24 protein-coding genes are annotated in these 22308 nt (G+C 66.6%); 10 read left to right on the top strand and 14 right to left on the bottom strand.

What is annotated here, in order from left to right:
* Positions 1-17 precede the first annotated feature (17 nt).
* On the top strand, positions 18-938 hold the full coding sequence (locus tag KBX19_RS05300) for a 1,4-dihydroxy-2-naphthoyl-CoA synthase (protein ID WP_005286867.1): 921 nt from the start codon (positions 18-20) through the stop codon (positions 936-938).
* Here the strand turns inward: KBX19_RS05300 and KBX19_RS05295 are convergent.
* The 4 genes from KBX19_RS05295 to KBX19_RS05280 are packed head-to-tail and all read right to left on the bottom strand — an operon-like array spanning position 935 to position 4875.
* A complete protein-coding gene (locus KBX19_RS05295; RefSeq protein ID WP_255997806.1) occupies positions 935-2356 on the bottom strand; it encodes a hypothetical protein in 1422 nt (473 codons plus the stop codon). The two genes, KBX19_RS05300 and KBX19_RS05295, sit on opposite strands and share 4 nt — an antisense overlap.
* A complete protein-coding gene (locus tag KBX19_RS05290; protein ID WP_255997805.1) occupies positions 2353-3048 on the bottom strand; it encodes an ATP-binding cassette domain-containing protein in 696 nt (231 codons plus the stop codon). Before KBX19_RS05290 ends, KBX19_RS05295 begins: the two co-directional genes overlap by 4 nt.
* A 41-nt stretch (positions 3049-3089) precedes the next feature.
* A complete protein-coding gene (locus KBX19_RS05285; protein ID WP_005286874.1) occupies positions 3090-3758 on the bottom strand; it encodes a response regulator transcription factor in 669 nt (222 codons plus the stop codon).
* A 1-nt stretch (position 3759) separates the two neighbouring features.
* Positions 3760-4875: a sensor histidine kinase gene (locus KBX19_RS05280; protein ID WP_255997804.1), complete on the bottom strand. Its 1116-nt coding sequence runs from the start codon at positions 4873-4875 to the stop codon at positions 3760-3762.
* A gap of 131 nt (positions 4876-5006) precedes the next feature.
* Here KBX19_RS05280 and menE point away from each other — a divergent pair, with 131 nt between their 5' ends.
* Entirely contained in the window at positions 5007-6083 is a 1077-nt protein-coding gene (gene menE, locus KBX19_RS05275; protein WP_305083743.1) for an o-succinylbenzoate--CoA ligase, read from the top strand.
* 14 nt (positions 6084-6097) lie between these two features.
* Here menE and KBX19_RS05270 read toward each other — a convergent pair whose 3' ends face one another.
* Positions 6098-6964, bottom strand: coding sequence for a glycosyltransferase (locus KBX19_RS05270; RefSeq protein ID WP_255997802.1), 867 nt, complete (start codon positions 6962-6964; stop codon positions 6098-6100).
* Between the two features lie 47 nt (positions 6965-7011).
* Here KBX19_RS05270 and KBX19_RS05265 point away from each other — a divergent pair, with 47 nt between their 5' ends.
* Positions 7012-7956 carry a 1,4-dihydroxy-2-naphthoate polyprenyltransferase gene (locus tag KBX19_RS05265; protein ID WP_370687000.1) on the top strand — a complete coding sequence of 315 codons (945 nt, stop codon included), beginning with the start codon at positions 7012-7014 and terminating at the stop codon, positions 7954-7956.
* Between the two features lies 1 nt (position 7957).
* The gene (locus tag KBX19_RS05260) at positions 7958-8899 is read left to right on the top strand and encodes an AEC family transporter (RefSeq protein WP_255997801.1); all 942 of its coding nucleotides are present in this window, start codon (positions 7958-7960) and stop codon (positions 8897-8899) included.
* Here KBX19_RS05260 and KBX19_RS05255 read toward each other — a convergent pair.
* Positions 8896-9201, bottom strand: a complete 306-nt coding sequence (locus tag KBX19_RS05255; protein ID WP_005286895.1) for a DUF4229 domain-containing protein — start codon at positions 9199-9201, stop codon at positions 8896-8898. The two genes, KBX19_RS05260 and KBX19_RS05255, sit on opposite strands and share 4 nt — an antisense overlap.
* A gap of 19 nt (positions 9202-9220) precedes the next feature.
* Here KBX19_RS05255 and KBX19_RS05250 point away from each other — a divergent pair, with 19 nt between their 5' ends.
* Positions 9221-9502: a hypothetical protein gene (locus tag KBX19_RS05250; protein WP_005286898.1), complete on the top strand. Its 282-nt coding sequence runs from the start codon at positions 9221-9223 to the stop codon at positions 9500-9502.
* On the opposite strand, the gene KBX19_RS05245 is transcribed toward KBX19_RS05250, so the two are convergent.
* The 8 genes from KBX19_RS05245 to KBX19_RS05210 are packed head-to-tail and all read right to left on the bottom strand — an operon-like array spanning position 9495 to position 16951.
* On the bottom strand, positions 9495-9749 hold the full coding sequence (locus KBX19_RS05245) for a helix-turn-helix domain-containing protein (protein WP_005286901.1): 255 nt from the start codon (positions 9747-9749) through the stop codon (positions 9495-9497). The two genes, KBX19_RS05250 and KBX19_RS05245, sit on opposite strands and share 8 nt — an antisense overlap.
* A 58-nt stretch (positions 9750-9807) precedes the next feature.
* On the bottom strand, positions 9808-10836 hold the full coding sequence (gene ccsB, locus KBX19_RS05240) for a c-type cytochrome biogenesis protein CcsB (RefSeq protein ID WP_255997862.1): 1029 nt from the start codon (positions 10834-10836) through the stop codon (positions 9808-9810).
* Between the two features lie 53 nt (positions 10837-10889).
* Entirely contained in the window at positions 10890-12539 is a 1650-nt protein-coding gene (locus tag KBX19_RS05235) for a cytochrome c biogenesis protein ResB (protein ID WP_255997799.1), read from the bottom strand.
* Entirely contained in the window at positions 12536-13318 is a 783-nt protein-coding gene (locus KBX19_RS05230; RefSeq protein WP_255997798.1) for a cytochrome c biogenesis CcdA family protein, read from the bottom strand. The genes KBX19_RS05235 and KBX19_RS05230 overlap by 4 nt, the downstream gene beginning before the upstream one ends.
* The gene (locus KBX19_RS05225; protein ID WP_255997797.1) at positions 13319-13894 is read right to left on the bottom strand and encodes a TlpA disulfide reductase family protein; all 576 of its coding nucleotides are present in this window, start codon (positions 13892-13894) and stop codon (positions 13319-13321) included.
* The gene (locus KBX19_RS05220) at positions 13895-14512 is read right to left on the bottom strand and encodes a histidine phosphatase family protein (RefSeq protein WP_255997795.1); all 618 of its coding nucleotides are present in this window, start codon (positions 14510-14512) and stop codon (positions 13895-13897) included.
* 19 nt (positions 14513-14531) lie between these two features.
* The gene (hemL, locus tag KBX19_RS05215; protein WP_255997793.1) at positions 14532-15857 is read right to left on the bottom strand and encodes a glutamate-1-semialdehyde 2,1-aminomutase; all 1326 of its coding nucleotides are present in this window, start codon (positions 15855-15857) and stop codon (positions 14532-14534) included.
* Between the two features lie 29 nt (positions 15858-15886).
* Positions 15887-16951, bottom strand: a complete 1065-nt coding sequence (locus tag KBX19_RS05210; protein WP_255997791.1) for an HNH endonuclease signature motif containing protein — start codon at positions 16949-16951, stop codon at positions 15887-15889.
* Between the two features lie 206 nt (positions 16952-17157).
* Between KBX19_RS05210 and KBX19_RS05205 the strand changes: the two genes are divergently transcribed.
* From KBX19_RS05205 to galK, 5 genes are read left to right on the top strand one after another with little or no spacing between them, the layout of a single operon-like run.
* The gene (locus KBX19_RS05205) at positions 17158-18072 is read left to right on the top strand and encodes a hypothetical protein (RefSeq protein WP_255997789.1); all 915 of its coding nucleotides are present in this window, start codon (positions 17158-17160) and stop codon (positions 18070-18072) included.
* 15 nt (positions 18073-18087) lie between these two features.
* Positions 18088-19731: a sodium:solute symporter family protein gene (locus KBX19_RS05200; RefSeq protein WP_255997788.1), complete on the top strand. Its 1644-nt coding sequence runs from the start codon at positions 18088-18090 to the stop codon at positions 19729-19731.
* A gap of 8 nt (positions 19732-19739) precedes the next feature.
* Positions 19740-20021, top strand: coding sequence for a hypothetical protein (locus KBX19_RS05195; protein WP_255997786.1), 282 nt, complete (start codon positions 19740-19742; stop codon positions 20019-20021).
* Position 20022: 1 nt separating this feature from the next.
* Positions 20023-21102, top strand: coding sequence for a galactose-1-phosphate uridylyltransferase (galT, locus tag KBX19_RS05190; RefSeq protein ID WP_255997785.1), 1080 nt, complete (start codon positions 20023-20025; stop codon positions 21100-21102).
* The gene (galK, locus tag KBX19_RS05185) at positions 21102-22304 is read left to right on the top strand and encodes a galactokinase (protein ID WP_255997783.1); all 1203 of its coding nucleotides are present in this window, start codon (positions 21102-21104) and stop codon (positions 22302-22304) included. The genes galT and galK overlap by 1 nt, the downstream gene beginning before the upstream one ends.
* The last annotated feature ends 4 nt before the right edge of the window (positions 22305-22308 follow it).

Genomic DNA, 22308 nt, shown 5'->3' with positions numbered 1-22308 from the left:
AGCTCTACGATGGCGCCATGACCTACACCACAGAACAGCCCTTCGACCCGTCGCAGTGGCGCAGCGTCGGGGAGTTCACCGACATCACCTACCACCGCCACGTGGGCGAAGGCCGCGAAAACGGCATCGTCCGCATCGCGTTCAACCGCCCCGAGGTACGCAATGCGTTCCGTCCGCACACTGTCGACGAGCTGTACCGCGCACTCGACCACGCGCGCCGCGACCCTTCCGTAGGAGTGGTGTTGCTCACCGGTAACGGGCCGTCGCCGAAGGACGGCGGTTGGGCGTTCTGCTCCGGCGGCGACCAGCGCATCCGCGGCCGCAGCGGCTACCAGTACGGCGACGACGACAACCAGGTGGACACCGCGCGCGTCAAGGCCGAGGGCGGGCGGTTGCACATTCTCGAGGTCCAGCGCCTCATCCGCACGATGCCGAAAGTGGTCATCGCGGTGGTGGGCGGCTGGGCAGCCGGCGGCGGGCACTCGCTGCACGTTGTGTGCGACATGACCATCGCCTCGCGCGAGGAAGCCCGCTTCAAACAGACCGATGCCGACGTGGGCTCCTTCGACGGCGGATACGGCTCCGCCTACCTGGCAAAACAGGTCGGGCAGAAATTCGCGCGCGAGATCTTCTTCCTCGGCAGGGAGTACTCCGCTGAGGACATGCACCGCATGGGCGCAGTCAACATCGTGTCGCCACACGGTTCGCTCGAAGACGACGCCATCCAGGTCGCCCGCGAAATCAACGGCAAGTCGCCCCAAGCACAGCGGATGCTCAAGTTCGCATTCAATTTGCTTGACGACGGCCTCATGGGCCAACAGGTCTTCGCCGGCGAAGCCACCCGCCTGGCCTACATGACCGACGAAGCCGTGGAAGGCCGCGACTCCTTCCTACAAAAGCGCCCACCGAACTGGGAAGACTTCCCCTTCTACTACTAGCGCCGCGCCGAGCGGTTGCCGGTGAGCTGCCACCGGGCCGCGACCCAGCTGCCCGCCGCGAGCGCTACGCCGAGAACCGCCGCGGCGGCATACCGCACCGGCGTCGTCGCGGTGTACGGCCATGCCTGCGGGGCAAGGATCCACAGTGGCGTCTCGGCAAGCACGTCCCCGCCGATGGTGACACCGAAGATGGTCCACACGATCGTCAGTGCGAGCGTCCACGCCACCCCGAACCGGGCCGTGACGAACAGGGCGAACAGCACCATCGCCGTGCCGACGAGAAGCGCGAGCACACCGCCGGCAGCTGGCGTGCCGGTGAGCACCGCAAGAAGCGCAACCAGCGCGACGACCGCCACGCACCAGGTGCACAGCGCGCTTCGCACGCGCGGATGCTCGATCTGCATGAGCGCCCACGCAGGATGCAGCCGCGGCCAGACCAGCGCAGGCAGCACGCCCGTGCCGACCGGGAGGATGAGGAACGTGAACACTCCCTGGCGGACATCCGGGGAGTAGCGCACCGCGGCAAGCATCACCAGCCCCGTGAGCGCGAGGCATGCGTAGACGGCTGGCGTCGCCGCCGCCCGGTGAACGCCGATGAGAGCCGAGCCGGGCTTCGCCGGGCGCGCGACGGCAGGTCCCGCAGCCTCGATCGGAGTGCTGACTGCGTGCACCGTCTTCTTCCGGGGCCGTGCGCGGCGGACAGGAATGAGAACTGCGCACACAGCCCCCACCGCCGCGAGCAGTAGGCACAGAGCGAGCGCCGCCCACGGTGCCTCGCCGTGCATCGGCGAGTCCGGTTCGAGAGGAAGCGCGTTGAACTGCAGCCCCATCGTCGGCAAGACAAGGCGTAGCGGCCACGCGCCCGGATTGAGCCACCACCAGTCGCGCTCGACGAAGTAGCCGAGCCCGATCTGCCACACCACCGCTACAACGAGCGTGGGCAGCAGGCCGACGCGCCGCGTCAACCCCGCTGCCAGCCCCGCCGGGCCGAGCGCACCGATCCACACGAAGAACCCGACGAGCAGCACCACACCCGCCCGGTCAAGACCGAGCAGAGAAGCGACCGCAGCCGTGACACCGAAGTCCAGCAGGAAGAACACGCCGAGGGCAGCCCACACGAACGCCAGGCGCGCGGCGCGGGTCGCCAGAGGTGAGACAGGCCGCCACGCGGTGCCGCCATTGCGAGCGTCGCGCTCGCGGTTCTCCGCTGTGCCGGCAAACAATGCGGCCAGCGGTGCGGCCATCCCCGTGACCAATAACGCCTGCCAGCTCAACAGGTCTGTTGCGTCCTGAACAGCGCCGGCAAACCCGAACAGCGTCAGCACGCCCCCGAGCAGCAGGCCCGACAGGGCGAGCCACCACAGGACCGTCCCGCGCGACCGGATCGCCTCGGCGCGAAAGTACCTCGCCGTTGTCATTGCGCGACTCCGCGGGTCAGGTGGAAGAAGGACTCCTCCAGGTTCGGGCCCAGCTCGCGCAGTTCGCCAGCGAAGCGAACGGTGCCTCCGGCGATGACGGTGGCGTCGTCGGCAAGGTGGAGGACTTCGCCGAGCTGGTGGGAGCTGACCAGCACTGTCCGCCCGGAACGCGCGTAGTCGCGCAGGTAGGTGCGTAGGTGGGCGATGCCTTCGGGGTCGAGGCCGTTTTGCGGCTCGTCAAGCACGAGCACCGGCGGTTCGCCGAGCAGCGCCTGGGCAAGCGCGAGGCGGCCTTTCATGCCGGTGGAGAACGCCGACGCACGCTTCTTCCCCGCCCCCGCAAGACCGACAAGCTCGAGCACCCGGTCCGCTTCCGAGTCCGGCAGACCGAGCAGCGTCGTGTGCACGCGGAGGTTGTTTCGCGCGCTCAAGTGACCGTAGAAGGCAGGGTCATTGATCGACGCGCCGACGTTGCGCAGCAGCGTCCGGTCGAACGGCTGCCCCATGAGTGTGACCGCGCCGGCGTCGGGTGCGATCAGTCCGAGCATGACAGACATGAGGGTGGATTTTCCGGCACCGTTGGGTCCGAGCAGCGCGTGCACGCGCCCGGGCTGGGTGGTCAGGGTCACGCCGTCCAGGACGCGCTGTGCGCCGAACGACACGGAAACATCGCTACATCCGAGGTGAGTCATGCGGTCATTGTGGCGCGCGGCCCGGCGCGTGTGATCCTCCCTCAGGAGGAAATTCCGGCGCGGTGCGCCAACAGCACGAGCGCGACGCGGTCCCGCGCACCCAGCTTGACCAGCAGGTTTTTGACGTGCGTTTTCACGGTCGTCGGCGCGATGAACAGCCGCTGCGAGATCTCCGCGTTCGTCGCCCCGGCGGCGATCTCGGCGAGCACTTCCACCTCGCGCGCGGTGAGCATGGACAGCGCCTGCCGCTCGTAGTCGCTCAACGCATTCCGCTTATCGACGCCCCCACGCACCCACTCCAGCACCGCCCCCGTCACCCCACTCGCCAACACGGATTCACCCCTGTCGACGGCGCGAACGGCATCGGCAAGCACGTCCGGGTCAGCATCCTTGAGCAGAAAGCCGTGCACGCCGGCGGTGATGGCGGCTTGGACGAGCTCGTCGTCGTTGAACGTGGTCAGCATGATCACTTTCGGTCCGAGCGGCATGATTTTCTTCGCCGCGGTAATGCCGTCCATGACCGGCATGCGAATGTCCAGCACCGCGATATCGATCCCACCCGCGCCAGCCTGTTGCACCCTGTCCACCGCGTCCACCGCTTCTTGCCCATTCGTGGCAGTGCAGACCACGTCGATGTCCGGCTGGGAATTCAGGATGGTGGCGAGGGCGGAGAGGAGGAGGGGTTGATCGTCGGCAAGCAGCAGGCGCATGTCACACCCCCAGCCGCGCGTTGACTGTGACCGTGTCCCCGTCGTACGTGACGTCGAGGGTCCCGCCGGTGGCGCGCGCACGCTCACGCATCCCCTCAATCCCGGCACCCGCGCCCGGCTGCGGCGCGCGGCGGCCCGTGGAGACGACCGCGACCGCCACACCGCCCTCGGCCGGCTCCACCGTCACGTGAACAACAGGATCCACCTGGTGCTTCGCCGCGTTGGTGACCGACTCCGTAACAATCCGGTGCGCTGCCAACCCCGTCACCGCCGGCACCGAGACCTCGCTGAGATCGAGCGTCACGTTGAGCCCCGCGTCGCGGAAGCGCTCGACCAGCTCCGGGATATCGCGCAGCCCCGGCGCGGGCTGCAGCCCCGCGTTCTCCTCTCGCAAATCCCGCACGAGCCCACGGATGTCGGCCAGCGCGTCGCCGGCCACCGCCTGGATTGTCTGCAGCACCTCGCGCTCGTTTCCGCCGGCCAACCCCGCGTTCGCCTGCACCTTGATGAGGGTGAGGGTGTGGCCCAGCACGTCGTGAATCTCGCGTGCCGTCTCGCGCCGCTCCTCATCGCGGGCGGTGACAAGCAGCTGCTCGCGCATCCGCGCCTCATTCGCCCTGGCCGCCTGCTCCGCCACCAGGTTCTTCGCGAACAAGAACGCCACAGCTATTGCCGCCCAATGCAGCGCCAACGAGATCACCGCGTCCACCGGCGTCCGGTAATACAGGATGAAATCCTCCCCCCACGTCCACATGAACGGCGAGACGAACGACCACACCAACGCGGCCGCCGACACCCCGCGGCTGAACAGTGTTGAACACCACCGCCGCGCCGTGAACACACCCAGCGGGACCAGCACGACCCACAGCGTGTAGCCGATGTTGACCGGTGCGAGGATCCACAGCGCAGACCACGCGGCGTTGAGCCCCACCATGAGCCCAGCGGACCACCGCGGGTGGGAACGCCACACAGCGAGCGCGCCGACGAACCCCCACGACAACACTGCCTGCGCCCAATCGGCAGCGCCTGCCCAATCGGAGAACAGCACTCCCGTGTGCATGATCGCCAGCACGGCCGCCAGCGCTGCCACCACGAGATCACCGTTTTTCACACGCATCCTGCTCAGCGTATCCGCTCCGCCCACGCTGCGACCTCCTCCCGTGGGAGGAGACTGACCCCCGTAAGCTTGCCAGCGTGCCCCACATCCTCGAACTGCTGCCCGTCGACCTCGCCGACCCGCTGGCGATCATGCCTGACCTGGAGGCCGCGATCAGCGGCCAGTGCGCGGTGCTGCCCGTCCCCAAGGACGACCCGCGGCGAGCGGACCAGCTGCGCACGACGATGCGCGCGGGCCAGTCAATCGCGGACGAGATCGCGGTCGTTGTGGCCACGTCCGGTTCGACTGGTGTGCCAAAGGGCGCGCAGCTCGCGGCGGCGAACCTCATCTCCAGCGCGGATGCGACGCACCAGGCGCTCGGCGGGCCCGGCCAGTGGCTGCTGGCCATGCCGGCCCACCACATCGCGGGGCTGCAGGTCCTGGTCCGCAGCATGGTCGCGGGTGTGGAGCCAGAGTTCGTCGACCTCTCCAGCGGCTTCCACATCAGCGAATTCGCCGCGCGCACCCACGACCTCGCCGACACCGGCGAGCGCATGTACACCGCGATGACGCCGATGCAGCTGGACAAGGCGATGAGCACGCTCGCGGGTATCGAGGCGCTGCGCCTCTACAGCGCTGTGCTCGTCGGCGGTGGCGCCATTCACCCGAAAATTCTTGAGGCTGCGGGCAAGTTGCGCATCCGCGTGGTCACCACGTACGGGTCATCAGAGACGTCCGGCGGCTGCGTCTACGACGGTCGCCCGCTCCCCGGCACGCAGATCACGCTTATCGACGGCCGCATCCACCTCGGCGGCCCCACCATCGCCCACGGCTACCGCAACGTGCCCGATCATGCAGCGTTCGCAGAGCCGGGCTGGTTTACCACCTCCGACGCCGGCGAGCTTATCGACGGCCGCCTGACCGTCACCGGGCGCCTGGACACCATCATCGATACGGGCGGGTTGAAGCTGCACCCCGAAGTGGTCGAGTCGTTCATGTTGGGCATCGACGGCGTGACTGCTGCGTGCGTGGTGGGGGTGCCGGACGTGCGCTTGGGCAACCGCGTCTGCGCCGCCTACGCCGGCTCAGCGGAGGTCGCCGACCTGATGGAGGCTTTCGACGATCTGCCCCGCTGGCAGGTGCCCAAAGATGTGCGCCACGTGGGCACCCTGCCCACGACGGGCCCCGGCAAGCCGGACCGCACCGCCGTGCGCGAACTGTTCGCCTAACCGTCAACGCCGCGCTAGGACTCGACCGGCGCAGCGGCGAGCAGCTGCTCCACGTCTTCGCGGGTATAAGTGTCGGCGATTTGCACGTCGTTGCCGCCGCGCCAGTGGTTGCGGCGCACCAGCGCGCCCTTCTGCGAGAACGGGATCATGGAGAACTCGCGCGGGTGCGGGTAGACCTGCCGGACGAGATGGCCGGAGCGAAGGGCCAGGTTGTTGAGCCAGACATCGTCGGCGAGCGGGGCCTTGCCCGTGAACTCCGTGCCGTGCGCGGCGACATAGTCCACCATCGACGCTGGATACAGCACGCCGGAGACCCCCGTGGCGAAGTGCCGCGCGGACGGTTCCGTCGTGTACGTCGCGCTCCACTCCTTGTACGGGGCCATGCCGTCCGCGTTCAACTCGATCGTGTGCGCGCGGTACGCCACAATGCAGCCCGGGCTCGCACCCGCCGAGTTCAACAGCTTATCGACGAACCACCGCGGATACATCATGTCATCATCCACCGTGATCACCCGCGTGCCCGTACCCTGGAACTCCTGGAACGCGCCGTAGTACTTCGTGTGCGGGCCGTAATGGCCGTCAGAACACCGCACCTGCAGGCCACGCTCCTTCAGCCGGGCCAGCGCCTTCGGCCAGGGGCGGTAGTAGTCCTCCTTGTCGAGCCAGAGGTACACGGGCAGGCGGTGGGTGCCGGTGAGGAGGGAGGAGATGCAGTACACCGCCGTCGATAAGCGTCGGCCGTACGTGGTCAACGAGATGACAGTGTCGCCGTCCTGCGGGAACGACAAGTGCGCCGCATGCGTGGCCAAGCTCAGGCCGGGCTGGCGGGCGAGTGTCCCCGCGGTGTGCAGCACCTGGCGGACGGCGTAGTCGATCCACATGAAGCGATACTTTAGCCGAGCTTCGCCACCGACCTATGATGAAGCTCATGAGCTTCAAGGATTGGTGGGACGCGGCGCGCCCGCACACCTGGTTCAACGCGGTTGCTCCGGTCGTCGTCGGAACGGGTGCCGCGGCGTACGAATTCATCCCGTCACTGCCGGCCGCCCTGCTCGCCCTGATCGTGTCGATGGGGCTGATCGTCGGGGTCAACTACGCCAACGACTACTCCGACGGCATCCGCGGCACTGACGACGACCGCACCGGCCCCACCCGCCTGACCGCCTCGGGCCGCGCACGGACGGAGCAGGTGAAGCTCGCCGCGTTCATCGCCTTCGGCGTTGCCGGTGTCGCCGGGCTGATTCTGGCGGCGTGGACGGCGCCGTGGCTAATCCTCGTCGGTGCGCTGTGCATCCTCGCGGCGTGGTTCTACACGGGCGGTGAAAACCCCTACGGCTACCGCGGGCTTGGCGAGGTCGCCGTCTTCGTCTTCTTCGGCCTCGTCGCCGTCCTGGGCACCCAGTACACCCAGATCGGCTATGTCACCTGGGTCGGCCTCGGCTGCGCCGTTGCCGTCGGTGCCATCTCCGCGGCGATCAACCTGGCCAACAACATCCGCGACATCCCCTCCGACACAGAGGCCGGCAAGATCACCCTCGCCGTCAAGCTTGGCGACGCCCGCGCCCGCACCCTCTTCACCATCCTCACCCTCACCCCCTTCGCCATCACCCTGCTGCTCGGCGCGGCCTGGCCGCCGACGCTGCTGGCGTTGGCGGCGTTGCCGTGGGCGATCGGGGCGGTGCTCGTCGTCAAGCGCGGCGCGCAGGGCCCCCAGCTCATCCCCGTGCTCGGCGCGAACGGCCGCGCAATGCTCATCTGGGCGCTCATCACCGCCGGCGCGCTCATCGCCGCCTCCCCGATGTGGCACCTGGGCGAGACCATTCCCTACGGCGACTTCGGCTACAGCCGCCACCTGCCCGCGCCAGGGATGTAGTGTGCTCGACGTTCTCACCGGCTTCGCCATCATCTTCGTCGTCATCGGGGCGGGCTACGTGCTGGCCCAACGCGGCGTCATCGGCGACGGCGACCAGCGGCTCATGTTCAACCGGGTCGCCTACTGGGTGGCATCGCCGTCACTGCTGTTCACCACGGTTTCCACCTCCGACACATCCACCTTCCTCTCCCCTGTCGTGGTGGTCGTGTTCATCGCCACCGTGGTCACCATGGCGATCTTCTGGGTCATCTCCCGAGCATTCTTCCGGGCGGACGTGGCCACGCGCATGTCCGGCGCGGCGAGCGCGAGCTACTTCAACTCGGTCAACATTGGCCTGCCGATCGCCATCTACGTCATTGGCGACCCCGCCTACGTCCCGCCGGTGCTGCTCATGCAGATGGTGATCATCTCCCCCATCGTCATCGCGGGCCTGGCCGCCGACCCGACCGCAGGCGGCTCCCGCGCACGAGCCGTCGGTAGCGCCGTCACAGCCGGCATCACTGCCCCGGTGGTGGTCGCGCCGCTGCTCGGCCTGATCGTCTCTGCCAGCGGCTGGACGGTTCCCGACCCGGTGATGGCGCCGCTGGAGATCCTCGGCGGGGCATCCATCCCCATGATCCTGATGAGTTTCGGCGCCTCGCTGAAGGGCAGCTCCGTCCTCGAGCCCGGCCCGGACAAGCCGGCCACCATCACGGCATCCGCACTCAAACTGGCGGTCATGCCGGCCATCGCGTGGGGTGTCGGCGCACTCATGGGGCTTCACAGCGACGCCCTCTACGCCGCCATCATCCTGTCTTCCCTCCCCACAGCCCAGAACGTCTACAACTACACCGCCAACTACCGTGCCGGGGAGACAGTGGCACGCGACACGGTGCTCATCACGACCTTCGCGTCGCTGCCCGCCATGGCCGTGATCGCGCTGATCTTCGGCGCCGTTTCCTAGCGGTCGGCGAGCTCCTCATTCACCCACTGCTTGCGGGCCCGACGCTGCTCGTTCCAGGCCGCCATCGCCTCTGTGGCCTCGACACGTTGGCGCGGGAAAACCAGCATCGACAACGGGAACGCGACGATAAGCGCCAGGAGGGCGGACATGACGAGGGGGACGGGGGCGTCGATAAGCAACGCCAGCGCCTGGATGACCACCGTGAGAACCACGAAAAGCGCAAGCCGCAACCCGCCGTAGATCAGGGCGGCGCGGTTTGCGCGCTTGCGTGCGTTGGGGTCGAGAGCTGGCTGCTGTGTCACAACCAGCTATGTTAGAGATATGGGACGCCTCCTGTTAATCGTGTTGGTCATCCTGGCCCTGTGGCTGCTGTGGCGCGCGTTCGGCCCCGGCAGCAATGACCGCTACGGCCCGCTGCGCCAAAAACAGCAGCCGCCCGCGATCAAGGGGCCGGATGATGACGAGGAGTTCCTGTGGAACATCGAGAAGAACCGCTTCAAAGAGCGGCGCGCACGCGAGGAGGCGGAGCGCAAAGCCCGCGAAGAAGAGGAACGCCGCAAAAAACGCCAAACGCGTGACGACGACCCCAGCGACCCTACGTAGCCGCCTGCTCCGTCCAATCAAGCGACAGACCCAACGCCTGAGCCACCGCAACAACCTTCTCCCAACGCACACCCGCACCGCCGTGCTCAATGGTGTGCAGCGTCGACCGCGACACCCCCGCCGCCGTAGCGACCTCCTGCTGCAGACGCCCTGCATCACGACGGCGCTGCGCCAACGCCGCACCTAACTCGAGCAGGACCGGAATGTCGCTGGCAGGCTTGCCTTGCTTGTTGCGGGGTGCGGGCACCGGGGGGCTCCTTCGCGGGGTCAGTAGAGTGCTAACAAAATTGTTAACACAATCTACCCTAGTTCAACCCGGCGTAGGAGTGGAGCCCCGAAACCACCATGTTGATGAAGAACAGGTTGAACACACTTGTCGCGAACGCGGCCACATTGATCCAGGCGGCCTTGACGCTCTTCCAGCCGGCGGTTGCGCGGGCGTGGAGGTACGCGGCGTAGAGAATCCAGGTGATCAATGCGACGGTTTCCTTCGGGTCCCAACCCCAGAAGCGGCCCCATGCGACCTCACCCCAGATCGCGCCGAGCATGATGCCGATGCCGAAGACCGGCAGCGTGATGATCGCCGTGCGGTAGGCGTAGGAGTCCAGCTTCTTCGCGCTCGGCAGCGGCTTCGCGATCGCGCCGAAGAAACCCGTCTCTTCCCCGCGCGGGTGGCGGATGCGCAGCAGGTAGAGCATGGAGAAGATGCCGGAGATCAGGCCAATGGACGCGCCGATGGACACCACGGAAACGTGGAACGGGTACCAGAAACTGCGCAGGGCTGGAACGAGCGGCGCAGCCTCAGCGTAGAGCACCGTGGCGTCGAGGAACAGCAGGATGATGATCGGGGTGAGCACCCACGGCCACATCGTGTGCCAGCCCTTGCGCTGGATGATCACAGCAGCGACCACCATGGACACCGCGGTGAAAGTGAGCACGTATTCATACATGTTGCCCAGCGGGAAACGGTTGACGGCGATCCCGCGCGTCACCACAGCCACGAGGTGGAAGATGATGCCGACGCACGTCAGGTACTGCGCCATGCCCGCCATCGAACGCGCGCGGTCGCGAGCGGTGTCGAAGGCGGTCTGGTCGAAGGGTGCGTCGTCAAGCTCGGAGGAGCGCGGCGTGACCGTGGTAGAGCCGCCGTCGCCGACTGCGACCAACTCGTTCGCCGTTTCCTCGACCTGGGCGAGTTTGTCGCGGCGCATGTCAATCACAGTCTGCGCGCGCATGTAGTGGATGCACGCGAGAACCAGGGAAACGATGTACACCGCGAAGGCGGTGCGCAGGGTCAGGTCCGAAATATCGGCGAGTGTGGTGTTGACGGGCAGCATAGATCAACCCTACTCCACACGGGGTTTTCCTCAAAGGTCATCGGGGGTGGTCAGTGCCACTCTTCACCGTCGTCGAGCGCGTCGTCCGCTTGCTTATCCGCGCCCCTTTGCGCCGTCACCTCATCCACCACGTCATAGAACTCGTTACCCCAGCCGGCGCGGTCGGTGCGTGCCAGGCCGGCCATGTCAACGTGGGTGGTGCCGTCCGCGTTCGGGGTGAGACGCACCCAGATGCGGCGGCGCTTGATGGTCAACGAACCGATCAGGCTGGCCAGCAGCAGCGATGTGGCGACCAGCGCCCACACCTGCGTGGGGTCGCGGGAGATTTGGTAGTTGGCGTACTCGGCGGCGCCGTCGAGACGCACGGTGAGCTCTTGGCCGTTCGCCGTGATCTTCTGCTCCTCGCCGGCGGCGAGCTGGATGCGCTCGACGCGCTGCAACTGACCGTTGGCAATGAGGTCCTGGTCGAGGGAGAAGAGGTTCTGCGGCCGGCCGGTGTCCAGGCCAGCATCGCCGACGTATACGTCGAGGGAGACCGCCGGGTCATTCATCGCCGGGAAAGCGGACTGGAGCATGTCGCCGTTCGGGCCCGTCCACTCGGCAGTCGGGGCGAAGACGCCCTCGATGGCGAGCTGGTTGTCGCGGCGGTCGGAAAGGTCCGGGTACATCCCGGCGGGCGGGTCGAACCGCATCACACCGTTGGACAGGAAGAACGTCAAGTCCGACGGGCGGTACTGAATCATCTGGGTGCGGGTTTCCCCGTTCGGCCACGTCACCGTGATCTGCGGGGCAAAACCGTGGCCCTGCAGGTAGACGCGGTCGCCGCCGATGCGCAACGGGTGGTTCACACGCAGGGTGTAGTCCTCCCAATCACCGTCGCCGCCGGCTGTGATTCCCTCGCCTTCCACGTAGGAGACGTCCGACGCGAACGACTCCGCCTGACCGTTGGGCAAGTAGTCAGCGGTGAAATTGTGGGAGATGAAGCAGAAGGGGGTGAGGCCGGTGCCGTCGAAAAGCGGGCCGGCGCGGAAAGTATCAAAGTTCGCAGGCGAAGTATTGCAGAACTCGCGCGACTGCTTGACTGGCACCGCGAACTCGGACTCCGAATTGGTCACCACAATGACCTGGCCCTCATAAAACACCATGCGCCCCAACGCGAACACCGCGATCACAGCGACGATGGCGACGTGGAAAATCAAGTTCGCCAGCTCACGGGCATAACCCCGCTCCGCCGACAACGACTGCGCCCCCGCGCGGTCCTCCTCCGGCGTATACACCGCCACGCGCCACCGGCCGAGCGCTTCACGCGCACGGGCCTCCACCTCCTCGGGCGGCGCGTCCACATCCGCTTCGCGGTGCAACGGCATCCGGTGCAGAAACTTCGGCGCACGCGTCGGCTTCGCCTTGTACGCCCGGTAATGATCAACCGACCGCGGAATGATGCACCCGATCAACGAAATGATCAGCAGGGTCAACAGGGCGGCGAAGATTGGGGAGGAGAAAACGTCGAAAAGCGAAAGGCGGTCGTAGATGCGACCCATCGTCGGGTTAGCCGCAATGTACTCGTCGACCTGCGACTGGCTGACTTCGCGCTGCGGCAGAAGCGCGCCCGGCACCGCGACGAGCGCAAGCAGGAACAGCAACACCAGTGCGGTGCGCATACTCGTGAGCCAGTGCCAAATACGTTTCAGAAAAGTCATATGAGTGTGGTGTCGAAGCCGTCGACGAACTGGCGGGTCCAGCTGATGAAAACGTTCCACGCGCCGGTGAGCAGCAGGATGCCCACCAGCACCATCGCGGCCCCGCCAATGATCTGGATGGTACGCGAGTGGCGGCGCAGGAAACCGACCGCCTCCACCGCCTGCGCCGAACCGAGCGCCACGAGCAAGAACGGGACGCCCAAACCAAGGCAGTACGCGACGACGAGGAGAATGCCCCGCACCGCTGTGAACCCCTCCGTGCCGACGGACACCGAGATCACGGCTGCGAGCGTCGGCCCCAAGCACGGCGTCCAGCCGAGCGCGAACACCCCGCCAAGCAGCGGCGCACCCAGCCACGTCGCCCACTGTTTCGGCTGCATGCGGGTGTCGCGCTGCAGGGCCGGCACGGCACCCATGAAGACGAGGCCCATCGCGATCGTGACCACCCCGCCGATGCGCATGAGCGTGTCCGCGTTCAGTGCGATCAGGCTGATCGCCCCGAACACAGTCACCGTGGCCAGCAAGAACACGACCGTGAAACCGAGGATGAACAGGCCCGCGGCGCCGACGACAGCCCACTTGCGACGCTTGCCCACCGCCACTTGGCCGTCGCGGAAGTCCAGCTCGCCGCCGACAATGCCCGTCAGGTACGACAAGTAGCCCGGCACGAGCGGGATCACGCACGGCGACGCGAACGACACCAGACCAGCCACCGCCGCCGCGAGCATACCCAGCAGCAGCGGGCCGGACGCGGCGAGGTCAGCGAAGGTCTCCCTCATCTAGCTGGCCCCTTCCGTGGCGAGCCGGTCGGTGACCTCCAGAATGTCGTCAGCTGTGACCTCCCGGAGGAACACGGCGGCCGGGCGGTGCTGCTTGTCCAGGATCACGGTGGTGGGGATCACTGACGTCGGGATTCCGCCGAGCGCCGCGGCGGTGCGGAACGGCGGGTCATAAATGGACGGGTACGTCACGCCGTTATCTGTGACGAAGTCGCGGGCGATCTCCGGCTGGTGGTCGCGCACGTTGATGCCCAGGACGGTGCCCTGGCCAGATTCGGTCAGGGCGTCTTGGACTTCCTGTAGGTCGTCGACTTCCGCGCGGCACGGCGCGCACCATTGGCCCCAGGCGTTCAGCACGACGATCTGCCCTTTGAAGTCGTCCAGAGAGATCTGCTCGCCCGGCTCCATGAGGGATTCGCCGGAGAAGGTGGGCAAGGGGGCGCGGTCGGCTTCGTCGTAAAGTATTTCGACCTGGCCGCCTGGCGAGTGGAACGCGAACGTATCGCCGGAACCCGTGTCTGCGCATGCGGTGAGCGCGACGGCGGCAGCGAGGACGACTGCGGCGAAACGGCGCACCTAGATCCCCCTCGCGGGTTCGTCGTAAGACCAGGAGACGAGCCGGTCGCCGTCGAACATGAGCGATGTCACGCTGGCCAGCTCGCACTGGCGCTTCGTGGGGTTGTGCGGCAGCCGTTTGCCCTGGATGGAGCGCTGAATCATGACGATCGGCAGCTGGTGCGACACGAGCACCGCCTCATGGCCCTGCGCATGCCCGCGCGCCTTATCGACGGCCCGTTCCATCCGCTCCAAAATCTCGTCGTACGGCTCACCCCAGCTCGGCTCAAACGGGTTGGTCATGTGGCGCCAGCGGACAGGGTGCACCAGCTGGGAGCGCAGCCCTTTTGTGCGCAAGCCCTCGAAGACGTTGTCGGATTCGATCAGGTCGTCGTCGGTGTGGATCCCCATTCCGAGGACATCAGAGATCGGTGCGGCGGTCTCCTGCGCCCGCTCGAGCGGCGAGGCGGCAAGGTAGGTGACGTCGTGGCCTTTGAAGCTGACGGCCGTGCGCGCAGCCATCGACTGCCCGCGCGAGCTCAAGTGGAAACCAGGCAGGCGGCCGTAGAGGAGCTTTTTCGGGTTGTGCACCTCACCGTGGCGCACGAGATGCACGACGGTGTCGTTGGACCCTGCCATGGCTGCCTCCTACTGTGTCCTACTCAGTCGCGCTTGCTGCCGCGCGGGCAGCGGCAGGCAATGCAGTCTCGATCTTCTCAAAGTCTGCATCGGTCAGGGCGGTCGACACAAACCAGGTTTCGAAGGCGCTGGGCGGGGCGTAGACGCCGGCGGCCAGAAGCGCGTGGAAGAACGGGGCGTAGCGGAAGGTGTCGGCGGCCTTCATGTCGGCGAAGTTGTGGCCCTCACCCTCGGCGAAGCGGATGGAGAGCATCGACTCGGCGCGCTGGATGTGGTGCGCGACACCTGCGCTGGTCAGGGCGTCGGTGAGCAGGGCGGCCAGGCGGTCGGCGTTGGCGTTCAGCTGCGGGTAGATCGCCTCTTCCGCGATGCTTAACGACGCCTCCCCCGCCGCCATCGCCACCGGATTCCCCGACAACGTACCCGCTTGGTACACCGGCCCGCCCGGCGCGAGGTAGTCCATGATGTCGGCACGGCCGCCGAACGCCGCCGCCGGCAACCCGCCGGAGACGACCTTGCCGAACGTGGTCAGATCGCCGGCCACACCGTCGACACCGTACCAGCCGCCGTAGGAGGTGCGGAAGCCCGTCATCACCTCGTCGATGATGAGCAGTGCGCCGTCGGCATGCGCAATGTCTTTGAGTGCTTGGTTGAACCCGACTCCAGTGGAGGATGTCGCCGGGGCGACGGTGCCCATGTTGCCTGCGGCGGCTTCCGTGATGACCGCGGCGATCTCGCCGGGGTGCGCGGCGAACGCCTCGCGGACGGCCTCGATGTCGTTGTACGGCACGACGATGGTGTCGCCAGCCTGGGCGCCCGTCACGCCGGGGGTGTCGGGCAGGCCGTAGGTGGCCACGCCGGATCCGGCAGCAGCCAAGAGCGCATCGACGTGGCCGTGGTAGCAGCCCTCGAACTTGAGGATCTTCGACCGGCCGGTGAACCCGCGCGCGAGACGCACCGCGCTCATTGTCGCCTCCGTGCCGGAGTTGACCATGCGGACCTTTTCCACGCTCGTGCGCTCGACGATCAGCTCCGCCAGGCGCACCTCGGCCTCGGTGGGCGCACCGAAGGACAGCCCGTCCTTCAAGGCTTTCTCCACCGCTTCGACGATCCGCGGGTGGGAGTGCCCATGGATCATGGGACCCCAGGAGCAGATGAGGTCGGTGTAGGGGTTTCCGTCGGCGTCGATAAGCTGCGAGCCGCTCGCGCGCTCGATGAAGCGCGGCTGACCCCCCACGGACCCGAATGCGCGCACGGGCGAGTTCACCCCGCCGGGTGTGACAGCTTTCGCGCGTTGGAAAAGCGCGGCGGAACGGGATTCGGAATGATCGGTTGATGCAGTCATGTCCCCCAGTCTAGGGACTGCTGCATTGGCTAGGTTCCGAAGAGCGACCTCAACGCCCCGTACGGGTGCCGATTGTTCGGCATCGGGTAACCGCGCGGCGACACCCACATAGGCGCACCCCGGATGTTCTCGATCCGGCCGCGGCGGGCCTGGTCATCATCGTCGTTCGTGCGGTTGTGGTAGCGGCACAGGGGCGCGAGGTTGGCCAGGTTAGTCTGGCCGCCGTGCTTCCACGGAGTGATGTGGTGCATCTCGCACATGTCGGCGGCGTGGCGGCAACCGGGGACCGCGCAGATCGGCTGAACCATGCTGACCAGCGTGCGCTGCTTCGCGTTGGCGAACCGCTGGCCGCGCAGCAGGTTCACCGCGCCCTCCTGCGGGTGGAAAACGGCGACTTCCAGCTGGTCGCCGAAGTGCTCAGCCACCAACTCGGAAGCGGTCATGGTGGTGCCGTCGGTCAGGCCGAGGACAGTGTCATCGCCTTCGCCGCCGAGAATCTTAACGGCTTCGTCCACGGGCACCATGACGATGGGGCGGGGTACGGAACGGGGGACGCGGGGGCCGTCGTCACGCAAAAGGTCCAAGAACTTCTCCAGCTTCTGCGGCGACCCCGGCCGCTCCGGGTCAAGCCCGACCGAGACGGCCTTCTCCAGGTCAGCAAGCTCTCGCTCGGGCCCTGTGATGCTCACTGAACGGACACCGTCGACCGACGCGCCAAACCGGATCCCCGGTTTCGGCGGCTTCTTCTCCTTCGGCGGCACGATCGCGGCGGCCTTGCGTTTGACGGAGTCGTAGTTGCCGCGCAGTCCGAGCAGCTCGTGGCGCAAACGCCAACGCTCGCCTTCGTCGCCGATATGCCGAATGCGTTCCTCGATGAGCACGAGCTGGGCAAGAGGCACCCCGCGCGCCTTATCGACGGCCACCGCCTGCTTCCTCGACCAGCGTGTCTTGCCGAAATACACCTCGCGGGCCTTGGCCCACGTTCGCACCTGGTGCGGCGGGAAGCCAGCGTCGAGGGCGACATTGCGGTCGAACCCCGCCAAAAAGTCGATTCCCTGCGACATCGCGCCGACTGCTTCCCCGAATGCGTTCATGGCTTGAACCGTATGGCCGCATGCACGCGCGGTAAAGGGCAAGGCGAAAACCCTGTGGATAACCGCGTTGACACGTCACCAACCGCGCTGATTTATCCACAATTCCCAGGAAACGATTCGCCCTGAGAGCACATAACTATTGGGCGGTCACCCATGATTGGGTGTGGCATTTTTCGGTACGAGGGCAGGAGAACGATAATTGGACTATGGATGCTGACGCGATCCCAGAAATAGTCCTCGAGCAGGGCAACGTGCGGGCAGTCATCACTGCGTCAGGTGCCGCCGTACGCGATCTGCGTGTCGACGGCCGCCCACTCCTGCGCTCCTTCGAACCCGCCAAGCGTCCCCCTGGGGCTGCGAACATCGTCCTGGCCCCATGGCCGAACCGCGTGAACAACGCGACGTTCCGTTTCGACGGAGAAGATCACCGCCTCGACATCACCGAACCAGAGTTGGGCCACGCCCTGCACGGGTTCACGTGGGGGCGGATCTTCGACATCGACGCCGACACTAACGACGGGGCGGACCGCACTGACCGCACTGAAGCGACGCTGCGCACTGCGCTCGGCCCCGAACCGGGTTGGCCGTGGGAGATCGCGCTGACTGTGCGTTACCGGCTCGTCGGCAGCCAAGACGCGGCGGCCGGCGCGGGCGCTGGGATCGAGGCGACAATGACCGCCGAGAACATCGGCGCAGAAGCGGCACCGTGCGCGCTCGGCGTGCACACCTACCTCGACCCCCAGGGCGCACCGCTCGACGAGTGCACGCTGCACCACGGCCTGACGCAGCGCCAGCCCCTCGACGAGCGCAACATCCCGGCCGGCCCGCGTAAACCGTGGCCAGACAACCCGATCGACATGGCTGGCGCGTGGCTGGACGACCCCGGATTCGACCCGGAGTACCGGACCCACACGGCAGTTCTGGTGGATCGGGCTGGCAAGGGGGTGGGGCTGGATGCGTCGATAAGCATGCGATGGTGCCAGCTTTTCACCTCGCCGCAACGATTCCTCGCGGTTGAACCGATGACCGCACCTCCAAACGCCCTCGCGACCGGCGAGGACCTCATCGTGCTCGAACCCGGCGACCGCACCAGCGTGCGCTGGAAGGTTCGAGCCATCTAAACAGAAAGCCTCTTCATGGATACAGCTCTCAGACTCGACGCCACCTGGGTCGACTTCATGCTCGTGGCGGTGTTCTTCGCCTTCGTGCTGGGCATTGGGTGGGCCGCGAAACGCGGTGTGTCGTCGTCGATCGACTTCTTCCTCTCCGGACGCGGCCTACCCGCGTGGATCACCGGTCTGGCGTTCATCTCCGCGAACCTCGGTGCAGTGGAGATCATCGGCATGTCCGCCAACGGTGTGGAATACGGCGTGCAAACGATGCACTACTTCTGGATCGGCGCCGTGCCCGCCATGATCTTCCTCGGCATTGTGATGATGCCGTTCTACTACGGCTCGAAAGTGCGCTCCGTGCCGGAGTTCATGCTCAAGCGCTTCGGCCCGGCGGCGCACCTGGTCAACGCGATCTCGTTCGCGGTGGCGCAGCTGCTCATCGCCGGTGTGAACCTGTTCCTGCTGGCCACCGTGGTGGAGGCGCTGTTGGGCTGGCCGCTGTGGGCGACGCTGGTCGTCGCTGCGCTCATTGTTCTGGCGTACATCACCCTCGGCGGCCTGTCGGCGGCGATCTACAACGAGGTGCTGCAGTTCTTCGTCATCATCGCCGCACTGCTTCCGCTGACGATTATCGGCCTGCGCCACCTCGGCGGCTGGAGCGGCCTGAAAGAGTCGATCGGCGACCCGAGCCACTTCTCCGCATGGCCTGGCCAGGACCTGTCCGGCTTCAGCAACCCGGTCTGGTCGGTCATCGGCATCGTGTTCGGCCTGGGCTTCGTGCTGTCCTTCGGTTACTGGACCACGAACTTCGTCGAGGTGCAGCGCGCGATGGCGTCGGACTCGCTCGCTTCCGCGCGTAAAACCCCGATCATTGGCGCGTTCCCGAAGATGTTCGTCCCGTTCATCGTGGTCGTGCCCGGCATGATCGCCAGCGTCTTGGTTTCCCCGATCATGGAGGGCGCGGCGAACCCGAACGACGCGGTGCTCTACCTCATGCGCGACTTGCTGCCGAACGGTTTGCTCGGCGTGGGCATTGCGGGTCTGCTCGCCGCGTTCATGGCGGGTATGGCCGCGAACATTTCCTCGTTCAACACGGTGTTCTCCTACGACCTGTGGCAGACGTACCTGATCAAGGACCGCGAGGATGACTACTACCTGCGCGTCGGCCGCCTGGCCACCATCGGGGCGACCGTCATCGCCGTGTTCACCGCGCTGCTGGCCGCGAACTTCGGCAACATCATGGACTACCTGCAGACGCTGTTCGGCTTCTTCAACGCGCCGCTGTTTGCCACGTTCATCCTGGGTATGTTCTGGAAGCGCATGACCCCGCACGCCGGCTGGTCCGGCCTGGTCGCCGGTACCGCCGCAGCCATCGGCTTCTGGGCGCTGTCGCTCGGTAGCGACCCGGTCGTCTCGCTGCCCGGCCAGGGCACCGCGTTTGTCGCCGCGGCACTCGCGTTCACTGTCGACATCGTGGTCAGCGTGGTCGTCTCGCTGTTCACCGCGCCGAAACCGGATCACGAGCTTGTCGGCTTCGTCCGCTCCGTCACGCCGAAGGAGCAGCTTGTCGACGCCTCCGAAGCCGCCCTCCCCTGGTACCAGCGCACCGTTCCGCTGGGCGTGATCGCGCTTGTCCTTGTCATCGGCCTCAACCTGTTGTTCCTGTAGGAGGGAAAATGTCCACCACAGCACCTCAAACTGCACCTAAGAAAACGTCTGCCACGACCTTCGACATCCGCAACGTCATCGGAGCGCTGCTCGGCTTCTACGGGATCGTCCTGGTGATCTGCTCCTTCGCGCTCGACCCGGGCATGAACGTCGACACCGGCCTGCCCAAGGAATCAAGCGATAACCTGTGGGTAGGCATCGCCTTGACCGTGGCCGCTGCGGTCTTCTTCATCTGGGCGCGCCTGAACCCGATCGAATTCGACCCCGACACGCTAGAGGCAGCTGACTAAATTGAGCGACATCCGCATCACACGCACGACGCTTTCCGACGGCCGCGAGCTCATCTACTACGACTCCCCCGGCAGCGGAACCGCCGAGGTTCCGCCGAGAACAGCTGTAGACGAGCGCGGCCTGCCGGAGGTGCACACCGACTCGTGGATGCGGAAAGACCCCTTGACCGGCGAGTGGGCCCTCTACGCCGCCCACCGCCAGAACCGCACGTTCCTCCCGCCCGCGAACGAAGACCCGCTCGCGCCGACCCGCCCTGGCCAGAAACCCAGTGAAATTCCGGAGTCGGATTATGAGGTGGTGGTGTTTGAGAACAGGTTTCCGTCGTTATGCATGGGCATGGAGGGCCGCGACGGTCACCCCGCGGTCGGCCGGTGTGAAGTCGTGTGCTTCACACCCGACGCCGACGGGTCTTTCAAGGATCTGCCGCTCGAGCGCAAGCGCACGCTTATCGACGTCTGGGCCCACCGCACCGAAGAACTCTCCGCTTTTGAACCCGTGAAGGCCGTGTTCCCCTTTGAGAACCGCGGCGAGGAAATCGGCGTCACGTTGCACCATCCGCACGGGCAGATTTACTCCTACCCGTTCGTGCCGCCGCGCATGGCGGCGATTGCTCGCTATGCTCGCGAGCGTCGCGAGGCAGGTGGGAACCTGTTCGACGAGGTGCTGGCCGCTGAGCTGGACGCCGGCGAACGCATCATCGCCGAGACCGAGCACTTCGTCGTGTTCACCCCGATGGCCGCGAAGTGGCCGATGGAGGTCATGGTGATGCCCCGGCGCGACGTGCCGTCCTTCGTCGAGCTCACCGACGACGAGCGCGATGACCTCGCCGAGGTGTTGCACCGGTTGTTCGCTGCCGTCGATAAGTTCTTTGCGGGCGTTGATCGCACGCCGTACATTGCGGCGTGGAACCAGGCGCCCGTGGATACGCCGGAGGACGGCCGGCTGCACCTGCAGCTGTTCTCCCTGATGCGCTCGCCCGGCCGGATGAAGTTCCTGGCCGGCAGCGAATCCGGCATGGGCGTGTGGATCAACGACACCACCCCTGAAACCATTGCCGCGACACTGCGGGAGGTCTACTGATGATTGTCCCCACGACCCGCACGCCTGAGGAACTCGACCGGGACGCCCGTGCGTTCTTCGCCGCGCACCTCGGCGGCGAAGCGGACGGCGTGTGGCTCGCCCCTGGCCGCGTGAACCTCATCGGCGACCACGTCGACTACGCCTATGGTGTGTGCCTGCCGTTCGCGACGACGATGGCCACTGCCGTCGGCGCCCGCCGGCGCGAGGACGCTGTGGTACGCATGGTCTCCCAGTCTCCCACCGGCGAGATTCTCGATGCCTCCGTCGACCTCAACGCCCTTGACGCCGCGAACTCGGCGCCCGGCTGCTTGCCCGACTGGCGCGGGTACATCGCCGGCACGGTCGACGCGCTGCGCGTGCACGGAGCCCCGCAGACCGGCGGGCTCGACCTCGTCGTTGTGTCCGACGTGCCTTTAGGCTCCGGGCTGTCCAGTTCAGCTGCACTGGAGTGCGCTGTGGCTGTGGCGGCCCGCGACCTGCACGGACTCGACGCCACCGACGAGGACATCATCACGGCCACCATGCGCGCCGAGAACCACTACGTCGGCGCGAACACCGGCGGGCTGGACCAGAATGCTGTCGTGCGCGGTAGGGCCGGCCACGCCCTCGCTCTGGACTTCCTCGCCGGCACGCACGAGCAGGTGCCCTGCAACTGGGACGATTACCTGTTGCTCGTCGCCGACAGCCACGTCGAACACTCGCATGCTACAGGCGGTTACGGTTCGCGCCGGGGGCTGATCGACGCTGTGGCCGACGCGTTGGGGTGCACGTTCAGGGAAGGGGACGTCGTCACGCGTGCTGTGGCGTGGGCCGAGACGTCGGATTATGACCCGGAGACCGTGCACCGCCGCGTGCGCCACGTCGCCACGGAGACAGCCCGCACCATCGCAGCCATCGACGCGCTCATGGCGGGCGATGTCGAGCAGTTCGGCGCGCTGATGAACGACAGCCACGCCTCCCTGCGTGACGATTACGACATCGTCCCCGTTGAGCTCGAAACCGCCGTTCAAGCGGCGCTGGAAGAGGGTGCAGTAGGCGCGCGGATCACCGGCGGCGGATTCGGCGGCTCCATCATTGCGCTGTGCCGCGCCGACGAGGCCGACGCCGTTGCCGCAGCCATCGAGGACGCAACCGGTTCCGCCGGCTACCCCGTGCCTACGATCTACGCCACAAGCGCACAGGATGGAGCCCGCCGGGTATAAGCCG

The sequence above is a fragment of the Corynebacterium sp. CCUG 71335 genome, assembly GCF_024454075.1.
Taxonomy (GTDB): domain Bacteria; phylum Actinomycetota; class Actinomycetes; order Mycobacteriales; family Mycobacteriaceae; genus Corynebacterium; species Corynebacterium genitalium.
This window is presented reverse-complemented; position numbering and strand designations above follow the sequence as displayed.

Bases quoted from the DNA above. Each gene is read 5' to 3' on its own strand.
- KBX19_RS05295 (WP_255997806.1), bottom strand. From the start codon at position 2,356: ATGACAACGGCGAGGTACTTTCGCGCCGAGGCGATCCGGTCGCGCGGG.
- KBX19_RS05210 (WP_255997791.1), bottom strand. From the start codon at position 16,951: ATGAACGCATTCGGGGAAGCAGTCGGCGCGATGTCGCAGGGAATCGAC.
- KBX19_RS05265 (WP_370687000.1), top strand. From the start codon at position 7,012: ATGAGCTTCAAGGATTGGTGGGACGCGGCGCGCCCGCACACCTGGTTC.
- KBX19_RS05285 (WP_005286874.1), bottom strand. From the start codon at position 3,758: ATGCGCCTGCTGCTTGCCGACGATCAACCCCTCCTCCTCTCCGCCCTC.
- KBX19_RS05290 (WP_255997805.1), bottom strand. From the start codon at position 3,048: ATGACTCACCTCGGATGTAGCGATGTTTCCGTGTCGTTCGGCGCACAG.
- KBX19_RS05235 (WP_255997799.1), bottom strand. From the start codon at position 12,539: ATGACTTTTCTGAAACGTATTTGGCACTGGCTCACGAGTATGCGCACC.
- KBX19_RS05280 (WP_255997804.1), bottom strand. From the start codon at position 4,875: ATGCGTGTGAAAAACGGTGATCTCGTGGTGGCAGCGCTGGCGGCCGTG.
- hemL (WP_255997793.1), bottom strand. From the start codon at position 15,857: ATGACTGCATCAACCGATCATTCCGAATCCCGTTCCGCCGCGCTTTTC.
- KBX19_RS05250 (WP_005286898.1), top strand. From the start codon at position 9,221: ATGGGACGCCTCCTGTTAATCGTGTTGGTCATCCTGGCCCTGTGGCTG.
- galK (WP_255997783.1), top strand. From the start codon at position 21,102: ATGATTGTCCCCACGACCCGCACGCCTGAGGAACTCGACCGGGACGCC.
- KBX19_RS05195 (WP_255997786.1), top strand. From the start codon at position 19,740: ATGTCCACCACAGCACCTCAAACTGCACCTAAGAAAACGTCTGCCACG.
- KBX19_RS05270 (WP_255997802.1), bottom strand. From the start codon at position 6,964: ATGTGGATCGACTACGCCGTCCGCCAGGTGCTGCACACCGCGGGGACA.
- KBX19_RS05230 (WP_255997798.1), bottom strand. From the start codon at position 13,318: ATGAGGGAGACCTTCGCTGACCTCGCCGCGTCCGGCCCGCTGCTGCTG.
- KBX19_RS05205 (WP_255997789.1), top strand. From the start codon at position 17,158: ATGGATGCTGACGCGATCCCAGAAATAGTCCTCGAGCAGGGCAACGTG.
- KBX19_RS05220 (WP_255997795.1), bottom strand. From the start codon at position 14,512: ATGGCAGGGTCCAACGACACCGTCGTGCATCTCGTGCGCCACGGTGAG.
- menE (WP_305083743.1), top strand. From the start codon at position 5,007: ATGCCTGACCTGGAGGCCGCGATCAGCGGCCAGTGCGCGGTGCTGCCC.
- KBX19_RS05300 (WP_005286867.1), top strand. From the start codon at position 18: ATGACCTACACCACAGAACAGCCCTTCGACCCGTCGCAGTGGCGCAGC.
- KBX19_RS05200 (WP_255997788.1), top strand. From the start codon at position 18,088: ATGGATACAGCTCTCAGACTCGACGCCACCTGGGTCGACTTCATGCTC.